We start from the raw sequence: 16,357 nt of genomic DNA, 5'->3' as shown, positions 1-16,357 counted from the left end.
CGGCACGTTGACCATGACAGGGGGATCGAGAAGGTGACGGTGGAGACGCGGGCCGACTCGCCGGCCGTGACGGTGGGGCGTCGTCGGCGGCGGTGGGTGGGTGTGCTGGTCTGGGGGCTTGTCGCGCCGTTCGCGGTGTGGGCCGTGCTGCGGCTGCTTCCGGCGGACGTGCACTTTCGCTGGGTGCAGCTCGTCGCGTTCACGCCGTACGCCGCCCTGGCCTCGGCGGTCGCCCCGATCGCCGCGCTGGTGTCGCGCCGCTGGACGGCACTGGTCGTGAGCCTGGCGGTCAGTGTGTCACTCGCGGTGTGCGTCCTGCCTCGTGCGCTTCCGTCCGGCGAGGCGGCGCCCGATGGACCGTCACTGCGGGTCCTCTCCGCCAATCTGCTGATCGGCTCGGTTCCCGCGAGCGCTCTGGTGGACCTCGTTCGCAAGCTGCGCCCCGATGTCCTGACGGTTCAGGAGTTGACGCCTCAGGCCGCGTCCGCGCTGGACAAGGCCGGGCTGGCACGGTTGCTGCCGTACAGGACCGAGCGTCCCCGGCCCGGGGTCGGCGGCTCGGCGATCTACGCCCGGCATCCCGTCACCCCGGGGCAGGCCATCGAGGTCGGCGGCTTCGGCCAGGCGGAGGCCACCGTGGACGTGCCGGGCGCGGGCCCGGTCGGCGTCGTGTCCGTGCACCCGTGCGCGCCCGCCCGTCCGGACAGGCACCGGTGCTGGGCGGACGGCCTGGCTGCGCTCCCGCCTCCCGGCCGGACCCCGCGCGTCCTGGCGGGCGACTTCAACGCCACCTTGGATCACGCGCCGGTGCGCGAGCTGCTCGCCGAGGGGTACGCGGACGCCGCCGACGCGACGGGCGACGGGTTCGTGACCACCTGGCCGTACCGGCCATGGCACTTCAACGGCTTCGGCATCCCGCCCGTCACGATCGACCACGTTCTCACCGGTCCGGGGGTGGGCGTGCGCGCCTTCAGTGTGCACCCGGTGCCGGACACCGATCACCGGGCGGTGTTCGCGGAGCTGGTACTTCCCCGCGTCGGCTGATGTCCGGCATTTCATCCTTTATCCGGTCGCGGAGCCCGGGCCGCGGGCTGCCGCACACGGATCAGTTCCGTCGCGACGGCCCACAGCCGTTCGGCGTTGGCCGGGTCCAGGGCGAAGGGCGCGACGCCGCCGCCGAACATGACCGGCTCGCCCTGGAGCACCGCAGCCTCGTTGCAGTCCTCGAAATACCGCCTGGTCAAATCGCCGTCGCGCTCTGCCCGTTCTTCGCGCCCGGGGTCAACACGCTGCGCGCGGCGTTCCTGGAGCCGGAGATGCGCGCGTTCTACCGGGACTGGGAGGACATGACGGCCAAGTCCGTCGCCTACCTGCGGTCGGTCATCGGCGGCGCCGTCGACGAGCCCCGGCTGGTCGAGCTGATCGGGGAGCTCAGCCTGCGCAGCGAGCGCTTCCGGACGTTGTGGGCGCGTCAGGACGTGCGCCAGAAGACCAGCGGGGTCAGCCGCCTGCTCCACCCGCAGGTCGGCAAGCTGGACCTGAACTACGAGAAGCTCGCGCTCCCCGGCGCCCCCGGCCAGATGCTGGTCACCTACCACGCCGCTCCCGGCTCACCGTCCTGCGAGAAGCTGCAGCTCCTCGCCCACCTGACGACCCGGCCGTCCACCGGACGGGAGCGTTGGGTATGACGTCACCCATGCGAGAATTACGTCGAGGCGCGGACCCGCGGGGCGGGTACAACGGGGGCGCGATCGTGGCCGGCGCGCAGGGTGCGGTGCCGAGCGGCGCGTCCCTCGACTACTACCTGATCGCGGCCGAAGACGACGGCGGAACCGCGCCGCGGGCGGCCGGAATCCTGGTCGAGGAATTCGTGCTCGCCGACGACCATACCGCGACCGGCCTCGACAACGCCGGATGGACCACCGCGGACGGCGGCTGGTGGAGCTCCGCCGCCCTCGGCCGTGAGGTCCGTACGAACCCGGACCTACGCCGGCGGATCACCCCGATCGACCGCCACGGCGCCGAGACCGTGTACCGGCGCCTCAGTGGACGCCCCCTGCCCGCCGAGGCGACGCTGCGCACCTACTTCCGCGACACCGCGCCGCTGCCCCACTCCCCTCCCCTGGTGTTCACCCCTCCGGAGGTTCCCGCAGGCTTCCACGAGGAGCGTCTCTACCGTGTCCTCTTCGCCAACGACGTGGACGACGCCGCTCTGAGCCGCCTGCACACGGCCTGGACGGCGTCCGGCGACGACGGCTCACGGGCGCGCGTCTCCGGGGCGTCCCACCTGCACGTCCCCCCGGACTCCTTCAGCTGGCGGCTGCACCAGATCGGCCCGGGCATCGCCTGGTGCCTCGACGTGACGGCCCTGCTGGGCGGCCGATCCGCGGACGTCCTGGCCGCACTGCTCAGGGAGCTCACGAAGATGGTCCGCCTGGAAGGGCTGATCCCCGTGACGATCGAGCGCCTCTCCTGACTGAACGGCCGCCCGCGCGGCGCTCGCCGCGTTCGACGCGCCGGCGCGGCCGTTCACGGCGTTCCGCGGTTCCGGCCGCTGCCCCACGTGAGCCGGTACAGGACGATGGCGACGATCGCCCAGGCCGCGGTCCCGGCCGCCATCGCGGCGACGGCGGGGATCCGGGTGGCGAGCGTCCACACGCACAGGGCGTAGGCGATCATGCCGATCGCGCCGAGCACGGCGCCGCGCGCGTCCTGAGCGGCCAGGATCCGGTTGCGTTCCTCGGTCTCGATCAGCGTGAGGGTGGCGGCCAGGACCGCCGGGAAGGCGAGGAAGATTCCGCCCTCGAGCGGACCCCAGCGGCCGCCCACCCAGCCGGAGACCATGGAGACGACCGCCCCGAAGGCGAAGCGCAGCGCCATGGCCGCCGGTGCGATCTGGCGCAGCTTCGCGGGCTCGATCTGGATCTTGTCCGGGGGGCTCATCTGATCAGCAACCAGCCGATCGCGGCCACGGCCGCCCACACCGCCATGGCGACCACCGAGCCGGCGATCGCGCCCAGGCGTTCCTCCAGAGGCGCCGCCGTCGCGCAGTACGCCACCAGCGCGACCGCCCCGACGATCATCCCCAGCGCGGACTGCGCGACGTGCCGGCTCCCCATGAACACCAAGGTCACGCTCATCCCCGCCAGGGCGACGGCCGGGCCCGCGGCGAAGATGCCGGCGAAGCGCTTGGGGCTCACCATCTCGCCGATCAGGGCGAACACCGTGACGAGCAGGCCCCCGCACAGCCCGCGCAAAGCGATCGACCACGCCTCGCTCACATGCTCGCCCCCTCGGCCCCGAGTCGCCGCCGGAGCGGGTTCCCGCGTCGTCATCGCGCCGCCGGAGCCGCCTCGGCCTGCGGCGCGCGTCGCGTTTCCGGTATCAGTTCCCACCCGATCTCCCGGCAGCACCAGGCCGTTCCCAAATCTGGCCGTTCGTTGGGACGGGGCGGCCGGGCGGACCTCGGATCCTGACTCAAGGACATTGCCTTAGTAAGGCGACCGCCTTAGAGTGGGAGCGCCCGGTCTTCGAGCTGGAGGGACACGATGACTGCCGACGCGATCCCCGACTTCCCCTTCGACCGCGCAACGGCGTTGGAGCCGCCGCCCGAGCTGGCGGAACTTCGCGAGCGGTGTCCGGTCGCGCACGTACGGCTGCCCAGCGGCGACGTCGCCACGGTCGTCACGCGGTACGACGACGCCCGTACGGTGATCGCGGACCCGCGGTTCACCCGCGACCTCGCGCGGGAGGGCGCGGCGCGCATCTCCACCACCGAGGACGGCGGCCTGTTCAACCGTCCCAGGCCGGACGCCGAGAACATGACCGAAGGGGCGGGACACCAGCGGTGGCGGCGGCTGCTCAGCCGCTCCTTCACCATCCGGAAGATGGAGGCGTGGCGGCCCCGGGTCCAGCAGATGACCGACGAGCTGGTGGACGCCATGGTGGCCAAGGGCTCCCCCGCGAACCTCTCGTCCCAGCTGGCGCTCCCGCTGCCGGTGCGCGTCATCTGCGCGCTGGTCGGCGCGCCGAGCACGGACCAGGACAAATTCGCGCACTGGTCCCGTGTCATGCTCACCCTGACGCGCTACACCCAGAGTGACGTGGACGGGGCGTATCGGGACTTCGACGCGTACGTGTCCGATCTCGTCGACCGGAGGCGGGCCGACCCCGGAGACGACCTGCTCAGCGAGCTGATCGCGATCACCGACGCCGAGGACGGGCGGCTCAGCAAGGCTGAGCTCATCGTCACCGTCCGAGGCATCCTGCTCGCGGGCCACGAGACGACGTCCAACATGATCGCGATCATGGCGGCGATGCTGCTCTCCGAGCGGGAGCGGTTCGAGGCCGTCATCGACGATCCGGCGCTGATCCCGGGCACCGTGGAAGAGGTCCTGCGCCTGGACACCACTCTCGCCGCCATCGGCGGCATCCCGAGGTTCGCCACCGAGGACGTCCAGCTCGGCGAGACCCACGTGCCCTCGGGGACGACGCTGATCCCGAACCTGCCCTCCGCCAACCGGGACCCGCGCAAGTTCCCCGACCCGGACCGGTTCGACCCGCGCCGGGAGTACAACCAGCACCTCACCTTCGGCGCGGGGCCGCACTTCTGCCTCGGGCAGCCGCTGGCCAGGCTGGAGCTTCAGGTCGTGCTGGGCACTCTGGCGCGGCGGCTGCCGACCCTCAACCTGCGGGACGCTCCCCAGGATCTCCGGTTGCGCACCGGAGGGATGTCCGGCGGGCTGGAAGACGTGTGGGTGACGTGGTGAAAACCGCGGCACGGTGAGCGGCCGGCCGGGCGTGTCCCGCGCCGCGGCCGGCCCCTCTCGCGGCTCTCCGGTGAGCCACGCGCCGTCGCCTGCCTCGTGCGCTCAGGTAGGCCGCCCTTCACCCTCGTCACCCTCGTCGCCGGAACACCGCGCGTGGGCGGCCGACCGGTCGGTGATTAAGATGGACATCTAGGTCGTTCTGGGTACCCTGGCCCGACGACCGCCCGCATGACGATCTGCAGGCCACTCCGGCGGGCGGCCCTCCTGAACCGGAGCGAACGAGGACGAGACCAGGGAGCGGTCATGAAGGTCGGTGCGGAATGACACTGTCCGCGGCGGCGACCACACTGTCTCCCCGCTCGCTGATCGCCCGGGACAAGATCATGAACACGGCGGAGCGGCTGTACGCGGAACACGGGTTCGCGAACGTCTCCGTCAGGAAGATCGGCGAGGCGGCGGGCCAGCGCAACAAGTCCGCGGTGCAGTACCACTTCACGTCCCGCGACGAGCTCATCCAGGCGATCCTGGCGCGGCACGCGGCCGGGATCGAGAGGCACCGGATCCGGATGGTGGCCGCGCTCGACCCCTCGGGCCGGGTGACCCGCCGGGAATGGATCACATGTGTGATCGCGCCGGCCATCGAACACCACATCGAACTGGGCACACCGTCCTGGTACGGACGGTTCCTCGCGCAGGCCGTCGTGGACCCCAATCTGCGCGAGTACGCGATCCGGGCTCACCTGGACGCCCCGTCGTTCCGGCGCCTGGAAGAGATCCGGCGCCTGCAGGGCCGCAACGACGATCCCGAGCTGTCCGAGCAGTACGGGGCCATGATCCGCCAGCTCATCGTGCACATGTGCGCCGAATTGGAGGCCGACCTGGCGCACGGGCGGGTCGGCCCAGCCGCCGCCGAACGGTCCTGGCGGCGGCTGGGTGAGAACCTGATCATCGCGGTGTGCGGGCTCAGCACGGCCCTGCTCGGAGACCGCTGACCCGCTCGGCGCCGGGGAGCGCGGCGTCGTCTCGCCGCGCTCCCCGGCGGGGTCAGCGCACGAGGCGCACGAACCTGCGCAGTTCCTCCGTGAACAGTGCCGGCTGCTCGAAGGCGGCGAAGTGACCGCCGCGCTCGGGCTTGTTCCAGTACCGCAGGTCGCGGTACACGCGCTCGCCCCAGATCCTCGGGGGCCGGTACAGCTCCTTGGGGAACACGCTGACGCCGACGGGCAGGTCGAGCTCCTGGGTGATGTAGTCCGTGGCGAGGCCCTCCCAGTACAGCCGCGCGGCGGAGACGGCGTTGTCGGGCACCCAGTACATCATGATGGTGTCGAGAATCTGGTCGTAGCTCCAGATGCTCTCGGGATTCTTACCGCTGTCGCTCCAAATGGCGAGCTTCTCGTAGATCCAGCTCGCCTGACCGACCGGAGAGTCGGTCAGGCCGTAGGCGAACGTCTGCGGCTCGGTCCGCATGGCCTGGGAGAAGGCCGCTCCGTTGGCCCCGTGCTCCGCCATCTGCGCCAGGGCCTCCTGCTCCTCCGGTGTCGGCACGGGCGACACCGGGGCACCCATCAGCATCGGGAAGTTCAGGTGCACCGCGGCGAGTTCCCTCGGCCGGAGCTTGCCCATGAAGGTGGTGACCGTGCCACCCCAGTCACCGCCCTGCGCGATGTAGCGCTGGTAGCCGAGCCGCTGCATGAGGGTGATCCAGGCTGCGGCGATGCGGGCGGAGTTCCAGCCGGTCACCGTGGGCTTGCTGGAGAAGCCGAAACCGGGCATGGACGGCACGACGACGTGGAACGCGTCCTCGGGCCGCCCGCCGTAGCGGGTCGGGTCGGTGAGCGGTCCGATGACGTCCAGGAACTCGACGACGGAACCCGGCCAGCCGTGGGTGAGGATGATCGGCGTGGCGTCGCGGTGCGGGGAGCGCACGTGCAGGAAGTGGACGCTCACGCCGTCGATCAGCGTGCGGTACTGGCCGATGGAGTTGAGCCGGTTCTCCAGGCGCCGCCAGTCGTAGCGAGTGCGCCAGTACTCGACCAGCCTCTGCAAGCGGCGCAGCGGCGTACCCTGCGACCAGTCGGTCACCAGTTCTTCGACCGGCCAGCGGACGTTCGCCAGCCGGTAACGCAGGTCGGTGAGGACCGACGAGGGGACGTACAGGCGTAGCGGAGTGATCGCCTCGGTGGCGGGCGGCAGGTCCAGCCCTCCGGCCGTCACCGTGGCCGTCCCGGCGAACGCCGGTGAGGCGTTGGATAGCGCCAAGGCCGGCGGCGCGGCGACCGTCGCCGCCACAAGACCCTTCAGCACTCCACGCCGTGACGTGGCGTGCCCTTCTTTCGACATGTGCACTCCCTTGCGCGCGCCGGCCGCGACCGACGACGAGAAACCTTTGTTCGACGCGTCGACTAGGACGTTAGGAAGGCACACCTGAAGAATCAAGAATTGCTGTTCGTCTCTGGGGCACCCCCTACCACTGCGCCCACAGCACCGTGCCCCAGTGCGGCCAACGGGCGCGAGCCGCCACAGCCGCGCGGACATGGCGGCTTCGGATTCACGGGACCAATGACACGTCAAATTCGCCGTGAATTAGCGCAATTGAGGCCGCGAATACAGCCATCCGAGGCGGCGGGCATCGGTCGCGGCCGGTTCTGGCGGCCTGGTTCCGCGAGGCGGAACTGTCGGTGCCGTCCTCTACCTTCTGGAGCAGTGACCCCGATCGACGGCCTGGACCGATGGCCTCGATCGATGACGAGGGAGGCTCCAGTGTTCCGCCAGGGAGACATTCTGATCATGCCGGTCGCCGCCGAGTCGGTGCCCGCGCATCTCCAGGCCGCGCCCCGTGACGCGCGCGGCCGGTTGGTTCTGGCGCTCGGCGAGGCGACGGGGCACGCGCACGCGGTCCCGGGTCCGGGCACGTTACTGCTGAGCCGCGATTCCGGTTTTCCCGAGTTCCTCCACCTGCCCGACGGCGGGCGGTTGGTGCACGAGGAACATGCCGCCATCTCCCTGCCCAAGGGGTGGTTCCGGGTCGTACGGCAACGCGAATACGTGCCCGGCTCCTACCACCGCTACGTCGCCGACTAACGGCCACTCCCTTCCCTGTCGCCACAACCGGTCGGCCACGGCTCCCATCCCCGCAAATGCCGGACCGCCGGCTCCTGGCAACCGCCTGCCCCACCGCTCACCCGAGAGCCTTAGAGCCACCACCAGTCCCCCGGCAACCCCAGGGCCCACATGACCCCCTGATGACGGCCAGAGCCACCACTCACCTTGGCACCTTTCAGGCCGCCGCTCGTCCCCGAAACCCCCAGGCCCATCCCACGTCCTGAGGACCGCCCTGATGACCGCCAGGCCTACGACTCACCCCTGACAACCGAGGAAAGCCATGAGCACCCCTGCCCTCTCCCCTGAGCCGGCCGCGTATCTCGCCGACGCCGTGACCAGGTGGGATCTCGCCGCCCATGCCACCGGCCCGGCGGACCGCGCCGCCGCCGAGGACGGCGTCCGTGCCGCCTATCGCGCCGCCGGTCTGCCGGAACCGCAGCAGATCGTCTGGTTCCGCTCGCCGGCCCAGGCCGCGGTGGCGGCCGTCGCCCTCGCCGGCGACCCGGAAGCCCGCGGCGTCATGCGCGAGTTCGACGTCCTCCCCCCGGCACTCCTCGAGCTCGATACCGGGCCGCTCGTCCGCGACCGCGTCAGGACCGAACCGTGGGAACGCGTGCGCGCCCAGGCGGCCGCCGCTCTCACGCCCGCCGGCTGGGCGGCGGCCTGGGAGTTCGTCGGCACGGGCTTCTGGCCGAGGGTGAACCGGTTGGTGAGCGAGATCCGGCGAGGCGTCGGCCGCCTGGCCATCGCGCACGCGCAAGCCGGCACACCCGACGCGTCTTCCGGCCGACCTGAACCGGACGACCGGACCCGTCCGGCCGAAGCGGACGGCAAAATCGAGGCACTACTGCGGCGCGCCACCCTCGACGCCGTGCTCGGCCAGCACGACGCTCCCTGGCTCGCGTTCTTCGACGCCCTTGGGCGAGCCTCCGTGGTGGATCTCACTCCGCTGAGCGGCGTGATCCAGGTGTCCAGGGAGGCCGGCTGGTGGTGGCCCTTCGAACGCGTCGTGCTGATGTGCGAACGCCCGTCCGAGATACACCGCGACGACCTGGGCCGCCTGCACCGCGCCGAGGGGCCCGCTCTCGCGTTCCCCGATGGTTTCGCCCTGCACGCCTGGCACGGCATGCCCGTCCCCGCGGACTTCGGCGCCGCCATGGCCGACCTGTCCGCGCCGCGCATCCGGCAGGAGCCCAACGCCGAGCTACGCCGGGTGATGCTCGAACACTACGGGTTCGATCGGTACCTGCGTGAGTCCGGCGCCGCCTCCGTCCACAAGGACGACACCGGGGTGCTCTGGAGGGCGGAGTTGGGCGACGACGAGCCCCTCACCATGGTGGAGGTCGTCAACTCGACCCCCGAGCCCGACGGCACGTACCGCACCTACTTCCTCCGAGTACCGCCGTGGGTCACCACCGCCCGCCAAGGCGTCGCCTGGACCTTCAACCTCACCCCCGAGCAGTACACCCCACAACAACAAACCTGACCGCCACCCCCGCCTGGCCGGGCAGGAGTACGACCCGCTGCGGTATCCGGTCAGTGTGGCCAGGTGGCGGGGACGCGTTCGAGGAGGCCACCTGCGAAGGTGCTGTAGAGGTCGAGGGGTTCGAGATGCACGTATCCGATGTGGCAGTCGCATACGGGAAGGGGGCACGGCCGTGGCCGGAGGGCGCGCAGGGCCGAGCCGTCGTAGAGGTTGCCGATCGTCCGCGTGACGAAGTGGCACCGCCGCACCGTGCCCTCGCCGTCGACCGACACCACGCTCTCGCCGGTACGGCACGGCAGCCCGAGGCTGCGGTGCGGCCGCGTGCTGTAGCCGAACAACGGGTCGATGGCGTTCCAGAAGGCCGCCTCCTCGTCGGAGTAGACGTGCCCCTCGGCGGCGTTGATCCACAGGTACACCTCGGCGGGCAGGTCCTCCCGCAGCCGTCCGGCCGGTTCGGCATGCTCGGGCAGACCGACCACGCCGACACTGAAGCGCACCCCTCGCGCGAGCAACTCGCGGCACTTGGCCAGGAACCGCTCGTGCGTCACCTGGCTAGGGTGGTAGGTCACCCAGAGGGCGAGCGTGCGCGGGTCCGCGTCCGCGAGCCAGCTCAGCCGGGTACTCAGGTTGGTCTGGATCGCCACCCTGCGCACGTGCGTCAGATGGCTCAGGTCCACCATCGCCGTGCGGTACCACGACCTGACGAGCCCTTCGCCCCACGGCGTGAACAGCACCGAGATCGGGAAGTCCTGCGCCGCGACCCAGGCGGTGAAGCGGGCGAGCGCCTCACGGTCGGCCCGCAGCCGAGCGGGGCTGTCGCGACGCTTGGCGAAGGGGCAGTACGCGCAGTCGTAGTCACAGCTGGCCAGCGGGCCCCGGTAGAGGATGGTCAGTTCGGCCGGCCTGACGCTCGGGTCCGGTGGCCTGATGCTCAGGTCGCCGGACTTCGAGGCGTCTTCCACAGGCAGCGAATGCACGTGCCGCGGCGTGATGTCCCAGATAGACAGCTTTGGCGGGTCAGCGAAGGTCATAGGAGTTCATGAGGGCGCGGACCCGGGGCGAGAAGAGGGCGGGGCCGATGGCATCGGAATAGGTCAACCCCTCCGGGGTGAGGCGCACGCGGGCGGAGTCGTCCTCCACCCAGCCGCGCGCGGCGAACATGTCCAGGGAGAAGTCGTCGAGCGGGTCGGCGCCGAAGCGCTCCTTGTAGGCGGCGCGGTCGAGCCCTTCGGCCTGGAGCAGGGACTGGATGAGATGGCGGCGCCGCCGTTCGAGGTCGTCGAGCGCGAAGCCGACGTTGGCGACGGCGAAGGCGTCGCGCGGCAGGCGCACGAACTCGTCGATGATCGCGCGCACGTGCCGCACGCCCACGGCGTACTCGAAGGAGTAGTGCAGCCGCGACGTGTAGGACCGCGCGCCGCAGCCAAGGCCGACCATGCCGTCGCTCTGACACTGGTATTCGGTGGCGGCGGTAGTCGCCGGAACCCGGAACATCCGCATGGATACCTGTTCGTACCCGGCGGCCAGCAGGTGGTCCCGGCCCTGGCGGTAGAGGGTGAGCCGCTGGTCGTCCCAGTCACGCGCGAGCAGCCCGAGCCCGGTGAGCGGCCGGACGTACAGCGGGTAGAGGTAGATCTCTTCCGGACGCCAGGCGAGGGCTGCGTCGAGGGAGTGACGCCAGGTGGCCGGCGTCTGTCCGTCGATGCCGTAGATCAGATCGATGTTGAGCACGGGGAACGCGGCCTCGCGGATGGCGGCCAGCGCGGCCTCGACCTCGGCGCGGCGCTGCGGGCGCAGGGCGGATCTGGCTTCGGCGTCGATGAAGCTCTGCACGCCGATCGAGACCCGGGTGGTGCCGCGCTCGGCGAGGACGGCCAGGCGTTCCGGCGTGGCGGTGGCCGGGGAGGTCTCGATGCCGAGCGGGATGGCCGAGAAGTCGGCCCCCATGGACCGCTCGGCCAGGTCGAGCAGCCTGGCCAGCTCCTCCGCCTCAAGGTAGGTGGGCGTGCCGCCGCCGATGGCCGCGGTGGCGAAACGCGCGCCGGGCGGCAACGCCTGCCGGACGGCCTCCGCCTGATTCTGGAGCGCGTCGAGGTACGAGGCCACGAGGTCCGCCGGGGCTCCGGTCCTGGTGAACAAATTGCAGAAGCCGCAGCGCATCTCACAGAAGGGGACGTGCAGGTAGAGGAAGAGCGCGTCGGTGCGCTCGTCCGCCCAGACCTCCCGCAGCGGGGGCCGCGGGTCCAGCGGGCGGTAGGCCGTCTTGTGCGGATAGGCGTATACATACCCTTCGTAGGGCCTCACGTCCACTCCCCTCGCTGGAGCACGAATTCGCCGTAGGGCACCGTCCAGACGACCTCGTGGCCGATGCGATGACCGACATATCCGTCTTCGCCGTAGGCGGTGCCGTGATCGGAGCAGACGATGACCAGGCATGGCCGTCGCGCGCTCATCAGCGCGAAGAGGCGGCCGATGTGCCGGTCGACGTACTCCAGCGCGGCGGCGTGCGTCGCGCGCGAGTCGCCGGTCGCGCCGGGCAGGTAGAAGTGGTTCGGCTGGTGCAGCGCCGACACGTTGACGAGCAGGAACACCGGCTCCGCGCGGTCGCGCACCGACCGCGCGGCGCACGCGATCTGCTCCTCGAAGGAGGCAGGCGAGGTGACCCCGAAGGACGGCCGCCAGTGCGACTCGGCGAACAGCGACGGCAGCGCCGAGCCGAGCGGTGTCAGCTTGTTGAAGAAGCCGACCCCGCCGACGCACACCGTGTGATAGCCCGCCTTGGCCAGCCCGCCCGGCAGGTCGGCGGCGTCGAACACCCAGGTGCCCGCGGCGGTGGTCTCGCTTCCGGGGAAGGCCGCGGCGAAGAGCCGGGGGTGCGGGCCCGGACCGGCCGGGGTGGGCAGGAACCCGGCCAGGATCGCCGCGTGCGCGGCATAGGTGAAGCTGCCCGGCGTGTGCCGCCTTTCCCACACGCCGCCCGGCAGCACGCTCGCGAGCGTCGGAAGGCTGCCCCGGCCGAGCAGGTCGGCCGCGACGTCGTAGCGCAGGGTGTCCAGGGTGACCAGCAGCAGGTCGTGCGTGCCGATGATCGGGCCCATGTCCCTCATGCCGCGCTCCGGGCCGCGAGGATGTGGTCCACCTGCGCGGCGTAGCAGTCCAGACCGGCGGCGCCCGCGTCGGGCAGGCCGGTGAGCCGGGGCAGCAGGTCTCCGAAGGCGTTGACCTCGGCCACGGCGAAGCGGCGCCAGGTGACGCCCACCATGAGGTCGACCCCCACCATGAGCGAGCCGGGGAAGCAGGCGGCCGCCCGCGCGCAGACGCCCATGGCCCGCTCCCACCCGGCCGCCCCGAGCCGGGCCCGGACCCGCTCGATGTCGCCGCGAACGCCGCCGAGGTGGAGGTTCGTCATCGGCACGTGACTCGCACGCACGACGGCGTGCGTCGGCAGCCCGCCGATCACGACGACGCGAAGATCGAAGACGCGCCCGCCGGACGACGCCTTCGGGAACCACCGCTCCACGTGCAGCCCGTCGGGGGCGAGCCTGTCGATGATCGCCGCCAGGTCGGCCTCGTCGGTGTAGGTGCGCACGCGCAGCGAGTTGTGCAGTTCGAGGCCGTCAGGACGGGCGTCCCCTCGGCCGCGGACGAGCTCGACCGAACTGACCGCGCTGATCCCCTGCCCGCTGACCTGGAGCGCCAGGATTCCCGAGGCGGACGAGCCGTGGGCGGGCTTGACGAACACCCGGCTCCAACCGGCGCGCGCCATGCTCTCGCGCAGGCCGGAATAGCCGGTGATCGGCTCGGGCAGCGCGGGCGGCACGGGCACGCCCGCGGCCCCCAGGCGGGCGTGGGCGCGCCGCTTGTCGAACATCACGGCGATCTCACCGACGTCCCCGAGCAGCCGCGCGCCCGGCGTCCGCGCCACGGCCCGCCGCACACGTTCGAGGCCGCGCACGAACGCGGCATGCCAGGACGCCCCACCGCCGACCCGGGTCGGGTCGCCGGGGCCGCGGAGCAGCACGTCCGCCTCGGTGTCCTCGCCGGGTGAGTCGACGCGGACGTACGCCCGCTCGGGGATGCGGAGCTCGGCGCCGGCGAGCACGTCACGCCAGGGGACGACGAGCGGCCCGGGCAGGCCGCGCGTCCGCAGGGCCTCCGCGAACATGGTCACCCGCCGGTCGCCCGGCGTGCCGACGACCACGAACGGCGGCGCCGGGCCGGGCGGATCGGCCGACGCCGGGGCCGCCCCCGCCGTGTCGAGCACCGTCACTCGGACACCTCGATGAAGCGCCAATCGTCATCGGGATTCTGCCGGTCGGACAGGTCGACCTCGACTCCGCCGAACGCGCCCGCGAGCTTCGCGGTCATCTCTTCGCTCAGGAAGTGGTGACGCAGGTTGAGCCGCTTGAGATGAGTGAGCGGCTGGCCGGACAGCAGCGCCTCGGCGCCCTCGTCGGTCAGGGCGCCCATGGACAGGTCCAGCGACTCCAGCCGGGCCACGATCGGCGCGGTGGCGACGGCGACGGCCACCTCGTCCTGCCGCTCGCTGTCCTGGAGACCCAGGTGACGCAGCGCGGGCAGGCCACCGCCCGCGAGGATCGGCGCCCAGTCCTCCGGCCCGGAGTCGCCGAGGTAGTTCTCTTCGCCGAGCCACAGCTCCAGGTGGCGCAGCGCGGGCAGGGACGACGCGCCGATCGCGCGGACCACCGCCGCGGGCAGCCCGCCGGACTCGAAGCGGAGGGTCTCCAGCGACGTGTGGGTGACGGGCTGGAGCTCCAGGCCCTCGCTGCCGCGCACGTCCAGCCGCTTCAACCGGGGGTACGCGGTCAGCAGAGGTGTCACGTCGGCCTGGCCGATCCAGGAGATCTCGGACTCCTCGCTGACGTAGTCGCCGAGGAAGATCGCTTCCAGCGCGGGGAGCCGGTGTGCCGCCTCGACGAGCAGGCCCACCGGCACGGCGGCGGTGTCGCCGTCGTGGCTCCACCCCCACGAGCCCACGACGAGTGCGCGCACGACGCCGCAGTCGACCTCGTCGAACAACCGCTGGAAGCTGCCGGCGATGCCCTCGCCGTCCTCGTCGGGATCTCCGCCGACGCGCCACGCGACCTGCGAGGCGCCGCGCGCTTCCTCGTCGCCGGCGTCGCGGACGGGAAGGCCGTGGAATTCGGTGAGATGTTCGTGGATCACAAGGACTCCTCAACAAGGCGGGGGAGTCAAGTTCTAGCAGCCACCGCCGACAGTTCAGAATCTACGAGCCCGCCGGGCCGGGCCGCTCGAAATCCACGGAACCGCCGCTGCCCGCTCAGGCCCGCTAGAGATGAGCGACGAGCGCTTGACGCGCTCCCCGGGCTGAAGGCCCTGGGATTCCGCCTGTGCCGCGCATTCTCACGCGGCGGCACGTCGGTGGCTTCCTGCTTCCTCGACCGTGCCCTTCCCACCGCGCCGGGGCGCGGAGGTCCGGGTCTTACCAGTCTCCACAGGCGTTTTGGGTCTCCGCTTCCCGCCCATCTCAGGCACGGGTTTCCGTCCAGCGGCGACCTGCCGCCTCCCGGCGGCCAATATGTTACGCGCGGCGTTGACATCCCGGTCGTGAACCGCCCCGCACAGGCAGGTCCACTCCCGGACCTTCAGTGGCATCGACTCGGCGACGGCCCCGCAGTCCGAGCACAGCTTGGAGGAGGGGAACCACCGGTCGATCCGATGAAAGACCCGCCCGTAAAGGGCGGCCTTGTACTCCAGCATGCCGACGAACGCCGACCAGCCCGCGTCATGCACGGACTTGGCCAGCCGGGTGCGCCCCAGTCCCGCCACCGCCAGGTCTTCCACGTAGATCGCTTGGTTCTCGCGAACTATCCGAGTGGACTGCCGGTGGTGGAACTCGCGGCGCGCGTCGGCGACCTTCGCGTGCTGCCGGGCGACCTTCCGCCGGGCCTTGGCCCGGTTGTTCGACCCCTTCGCCTTGCGCGACAGCGCCCGCTGGAGCTTCTTGAGCTTCTTCTCCGCGCGGCGCAGGAAACGCGGGGCGTCGATCTTCCGCCCGTCGGACAGGACCGCGAAGTGCCCCAGCCCCAGATCGATCCCGGTCTCGGACTCGACCGGCGCAAGGGGCCGCTGTTCGACGTCGACGACGAACGAGGCGAAGTACCGTCCGGCCGCATCCTTGACCACCGTCACACTGGACGGTTCGGCGGGCAGGGAACGGGACCAGCGGACCTCCACATCCCCGATCTTCGGCAGGCGCAACCTCCCGCCGGGGGTGATCGAGAAGCGGGCGTTCCTGGTGAAGCGGACGGCCTGCCGGTTGTCCTTGCGGGACCGGAACCGGGGCGGACCCACCTTCGGCCCCTTCCGCTTCCCCGTGATCGAGTCGAAGAAGTTCCGGTACGCCTGGTTCAGATCCGCCAGCGCCTGCTGCAACACCACAGCCGACACCTCACCCAGCCAGCAGCGATCCGGCGTCTTCTTCGCCTCGGAAATGACCCGCTTGGACAGCTCCCCGTCGCTGATGTACGGCAGCCCAGCGTCGTGGGCGTCCTGCCGCATCCGCAGCCCGTGGTTGAACACCACCCGCGCGCACCCGAACGCCTTGGCCAGCTCGGCACGCTGACCAGCGGTCGGGTAGAGACGGAAGTTGTACCTGAGCTGCACGGCGCCAACGGTACCCCGGCACCCGACCGGACGAATGGGTGTTCGAGAACTCGCGACCACCTGGGGCGCCTACTTCTTCACCGATGAGCCGGCCATCGCCGAACGCCGCTGCGAACCGCGCACCGTCCTCGTCCGCCACGCCTGGCGGATCGAACGGCACAACCATCTCGACTCCGCCGGGTAACGCCGATCCGCCGTAGGCCGCGGGCGTCGTACCGACGGCGGGCCTCGGCGCCCGCACCGTCGTCGGCGCCCTGGTCGCGATCCCGCGCACCACGGTGTCGTATGGCTGGACGCCGTTCAGGGGCATATCGTCGTGCCGTCGGGTGTACGTGGTGGTCCGGGAGGTCTT

The 16,357-nt window shown here is 71.3% G+C and carries 17 protein-coding genes; 8 read left to right on the top strand and 9 right to left on the bottom strand.

Going from position 1 to position 16,357, the window contains the following annotated elements; translation table 11 throughout:
- The first annotated feature begins 33 nt into the window (after nucleotides 1–33).
- The 3 genes from AB0H21_RS10500 to AB0H21_RS10490 are packed head-to-tail and all read left to right on the top strand — an operon-like array spanning nucleotide 34 to nucleotide 2,476.
- On the top strand, nucleotides 34–1,044 hold the full coding sequence (locus AB0H21_RS10500; protein ID WP_358514313.1) for an endonuclease/exonuclease/phosphatase family protein: 1,011 nt from the start codon (nucleotides 34–36) through the stop codon (nucleotides 1,042–1,044).
- Entirely contained in the window at nucleotides 1,044–1,688 is a 645-nt protein-coding gene (locus AB0H21_RS10495; protein WP_358514311.1) for a hypothetical protein, read from the top strand. Before AB0H21_RS10500 ends, AB0H21_RS10495 begins: the two co-directional genes overlap by 1 nt.
- 8 nt (nucleotides 1,689–1,696) lie before the next feature.
- Nucleotides 1,697–2,476 (top strand): hypothetical protein, encoded by a 780-nt coding sequence (locus tag AB0H21_RS10490; RefSeq protein WP_358514309.1) that lies wholly within the window; start codon nucleotides 1,697–1,699, stop codon nucleotides 2,474–2,476.
- Nucleotides 2,477–2,529: 53 nt separating this feature from the next.
- Here the strand turns inward: AB0H21_RS10490 and AB0H21_RS10485 are convergent, their stop codons facing one another.
- Entirely contained in the window at nucleotides 2,530–2,943 is a 414-nt protein-coding gene (locus AB0H21_RS10485) for a DUF3147 family protein (RefSeq protein WP_358514307.1), read from the bottom strand.
- Nucleotides 2,940–3,281 carry a DUF3147 family protein gene (locus AB0H21_RS10480; RefSeq protein ID WP_358514305.1) on the bottom strand — a complete coding sequence of 114 codons (342 nt, stop codon included), beginning with the start codon at nucleotides 3,279–3,281 and terminating at the stop codon, nucleotides 2,940–2,942. Before AB0H21_RS10480 ends, AB0H21_RS10485 begins: the two co-directional genes overlap by 4 nt.
- Nucleotides 3,282–3,548: 267 nt before the next feature.
- Between AB0H21_RS10480 and AB0H21_RS10475 the strand changes: the two genes are divergently transcribed.
- Together AB0H21_RS10475 and AB0H21_RS10470 are read left to right on the top strand one after the other, a co-directional pair.
- Nucleotides 3,549–4,769 (top strand): cytochrome P450, encoded by a 1,221-nt coding sequence (locus tag AB0H21_RS10475; protein WP_358514303.1) that lies wholly within the window; start codon nucleotides 3,549–3,551, stop codon nucleotides 4,767–4,769.
- Between the two features lie 320 nt (nucleotides 4,770–5,089).
- Nucleotides 5,090–5,761 (top strand): helix-turn-helix domain-containing protein, encoded by a 672-nt coding sequence (locus tag AB0H21_RS10470; RefSeq protein ID WP_358514301.1) that lies wholly within the window; start codon nucleotides 5,090–5,092, stop codon nucleotides 5,759–5,761.
- 52 nt (nucleotides 5,762–5,813) lie between these two features.
- On the opposite strand, the gene AB0H21_RS10465 is transcribed toward AB0H21_RS10470, so the two are convergent.
- Entirely contained in the window at nucleotides 5,814–7,109 is a 1,296-nt protein-coding gene (locus tag AB0H21_RS10465; RefSeq protein ID WP_358514299.1) for an epoxide hydrolase family protein, read from the bottom strand.
- Between the two features lie 420 nt (nucleotides 7,110–7,529).
- On the opposite strand from AB0H21_RS10465, the gene AB0H21_RS10460 reads away from it, so the two are divergent.
- Nucleotides 7,530–7,850, top strand: a complete 321-nt coding sequence (locus tag AB0H21_RS10460) for a hypothetical protein (protein ID WP_358514297.1) — start codon at nucleotides 7,530–7,532, stop codon at nucleotides 7,848–7,850.
- A gap of 301 nt (nucleotides 7,851–8,151) precedes the next feature.
- Entirely contained in the window at nucleotides 8,152–9,357 is a 1,206-nt protein-coding gene (locus AB0H21_RS10455) for a DUF6745 domain-containing protein (RefSeq protein ID WP_358514295.1), read from the top strand.
- 50 nt (nucleotides 9,358–9,407) lie between these two features.
- Here AB0H21_RS10455 and AB0H21_RS10450 read toward each other — a convergent pair whose 3' ends face one another.
- The 6 genes from AB0H21_RS10450 to AB0H21_RS10425 form a co-directional block, all read right to left on the bottom strand.
- Nucleotides 9,408–10,292, bottom strand: a complete 885-nt coding sequence (locus tag AB0H21_RS10450; RefSeq protein ID WP_358515393.1) for an STM4011 family radical SAM protein — start codon at nucleotides 10,290–10,292, stop codon at nucleotides 9,408–9,410.
- A gap of 82 nt (nucleotides 10,293–10,374) precedes the next feature.
- On the bottom strand, nucleotides 10,375–11,661 hold the full coding sequence (locus tag AB0H21_RS10445) for an STM4012 family radical SAM protein (protein ID WP_358514293.1): 1,287 nt from the start codon (nucleotides 11,659–11,661) through the stop codon (nucleotides 10,375–10,377).
- The gene (locus tag AB0H21_RS10440) at nucleotides 11,658–12,464 is read right to left on the bottom strand and encodes an STM4013/SEN3800 family hydrolase (RefSeq protein ID WP_358514291.1); all 807 of its coding nucleotides are present in this window, start codon (nucleotides 12,462–12,464) and stop codon (nucleotides 11,658–11,660) included. Before AB0H21_RS10440 ends, AB0H21_RS10445 begins: the two co-directional genes overlap by 4 nt.
- Nucleotides 12,461–13,627: an STM4014 family protein gene (locus AB0H21_RS10435; protein ID WP_358514289.1), complete on the bottom strand. Its 1,167-nt coding sequence runs from the start codon at nucleotides 13,625–13,627 to the stop codon at nucleotides 12,461–12,463. Before AB0H21_RS10435 ends, AB0H21_RS10440 begins: the two co-directional genes overlap by 4 nt.
- Entirely contained in the window at nucleotides 13,624–14,544 is a 921-nt protein-coding gene (locus AB0H21_RS10430; RefSeq protein WP_358514287.1) for an STM4015 family protein, read from the bottom strand. Before AB0H21_RS10430 ends, AB0H21_RS10435 begins: the two co-directional genes overlap by 4 nt.
- A gap of 198 nt (nucleotides 14,545–14,742) precedes the next feature.
- Nucleotides 14,743–16,005: an RNA-guided endonuclease TnpB family protein gene (locus AB0H21_RS10425; RefSeq protein WP_358514286.1), complete on the bottom strand. Its 1,263-nt coding sequence runs from the start codon at nucleotides 16,003–16,005 to the stop codon at nucleotides 14,743–14,745.
- A 34-nt stretch (nucleotides 16,006–16,039) separates the two neighbouring features.
- Between AB0H21_RS10425 and AB0H21_RS10420 the strand changes: the two genes are divergently transcribed.
- Complete coding sequence (locus AB0H21_RS10420) at nucleotides 16,040–16,189, top strand: hypothetical protein (protein WP_358514284.1); 150 nt, start codon at nucleotides 16,040–16,042, stop codon at nucleotides 16,187–16,189.
- The last annotated feature ends 168 nt before the right edge of the window (nucleotides 16,190–16,357 follow it).

Origin of the sequence: Sphaerisporangium sp. NPDC051011 (assembly GCF_040653595.1) — a bacterium.
Taxonomy (GTDB): Bacteria; Actinomycetota; Actinomycetes; order Streptosporangiales; family Streptosporangiaceae; genus Sphaerisporangium.
Note: the sequence above shows the minus strand (reverse complement) of the source record. Positions and strands in the feature narration are given on the sequence as shown.

What these genes read in the sequence shown, in the direction of transcription:
- AB0H21_RS10495 (WP_358514311.1), top strand. Translation starts at nt 1,044, where the DNA reads ATGTCCGGCATTTCATCCTTTATCCGGTCGCGGAGCCCGGGCCGCGGG.
- AB0H21_RS10490 (WP_358514309.1), top strand. Translation starts at nt 1,697, where the DNA reads ATGCGAGAATTACGTCGAGGCGCGGACCCGCGGGGCGGGTACAACGGG.
- AB0H21_RS10485 (WP_358514307.1), bottom strand. Translation starts at nt 2,943, where the DNA reads ATGAGCCCCCCGGACAAGATCCAGATCGAGCCCGCGAAGCTGCGCCAG.
- AB0H21_RS10475 (WP_358514303.1), top strand. Translation starts at nt 3,549, where the DNA reads ATGACTGCCGACGCGATCCCCGACTTCCCCTTCGACCGCGCAACGGCG.
- AB0H21_RS10470 (WP_358514301.1), top strand. Translation starts at nt 5,090, where the DNA reads ATGACACTGTCCGCGGCGGCGACCACACTGTCTCCCCGCTCGCTGATC.
- AB0H21_RS10465 (WP_358514299.1), bottom strand. Translation starts at nt 7,109, where the DNA reads ATGTCGAAAGAAGGGCACGCCACGTCACGGCGTGGAGTGCTGAAGGGT.
- AB0H21_RS10455 (WP_358514295.1), top strand. Translation starts at nt 8,152, where the DNA reads ATGAGCACCCCTGCCCTCTCCCCTGAGCCGGCCGCGTATCTCGCCGAC.
- AB0H21_RS10440 (WP_358514291.1), bottom strand. Translation starts at nt 12,464, where the DNA reads ATGAGGGACATGGGCCCGATCATCGGCACGCACGACCTGCTGCTGGTC.
- AB0H21_RS10420 (WP_358514284.1), top strand. Translation starts at nt 16,040, where the DNA reads ATGGGTGTTCGAGAACTCGCGACCACCTGGGGCGCCTACTTCTTCACC.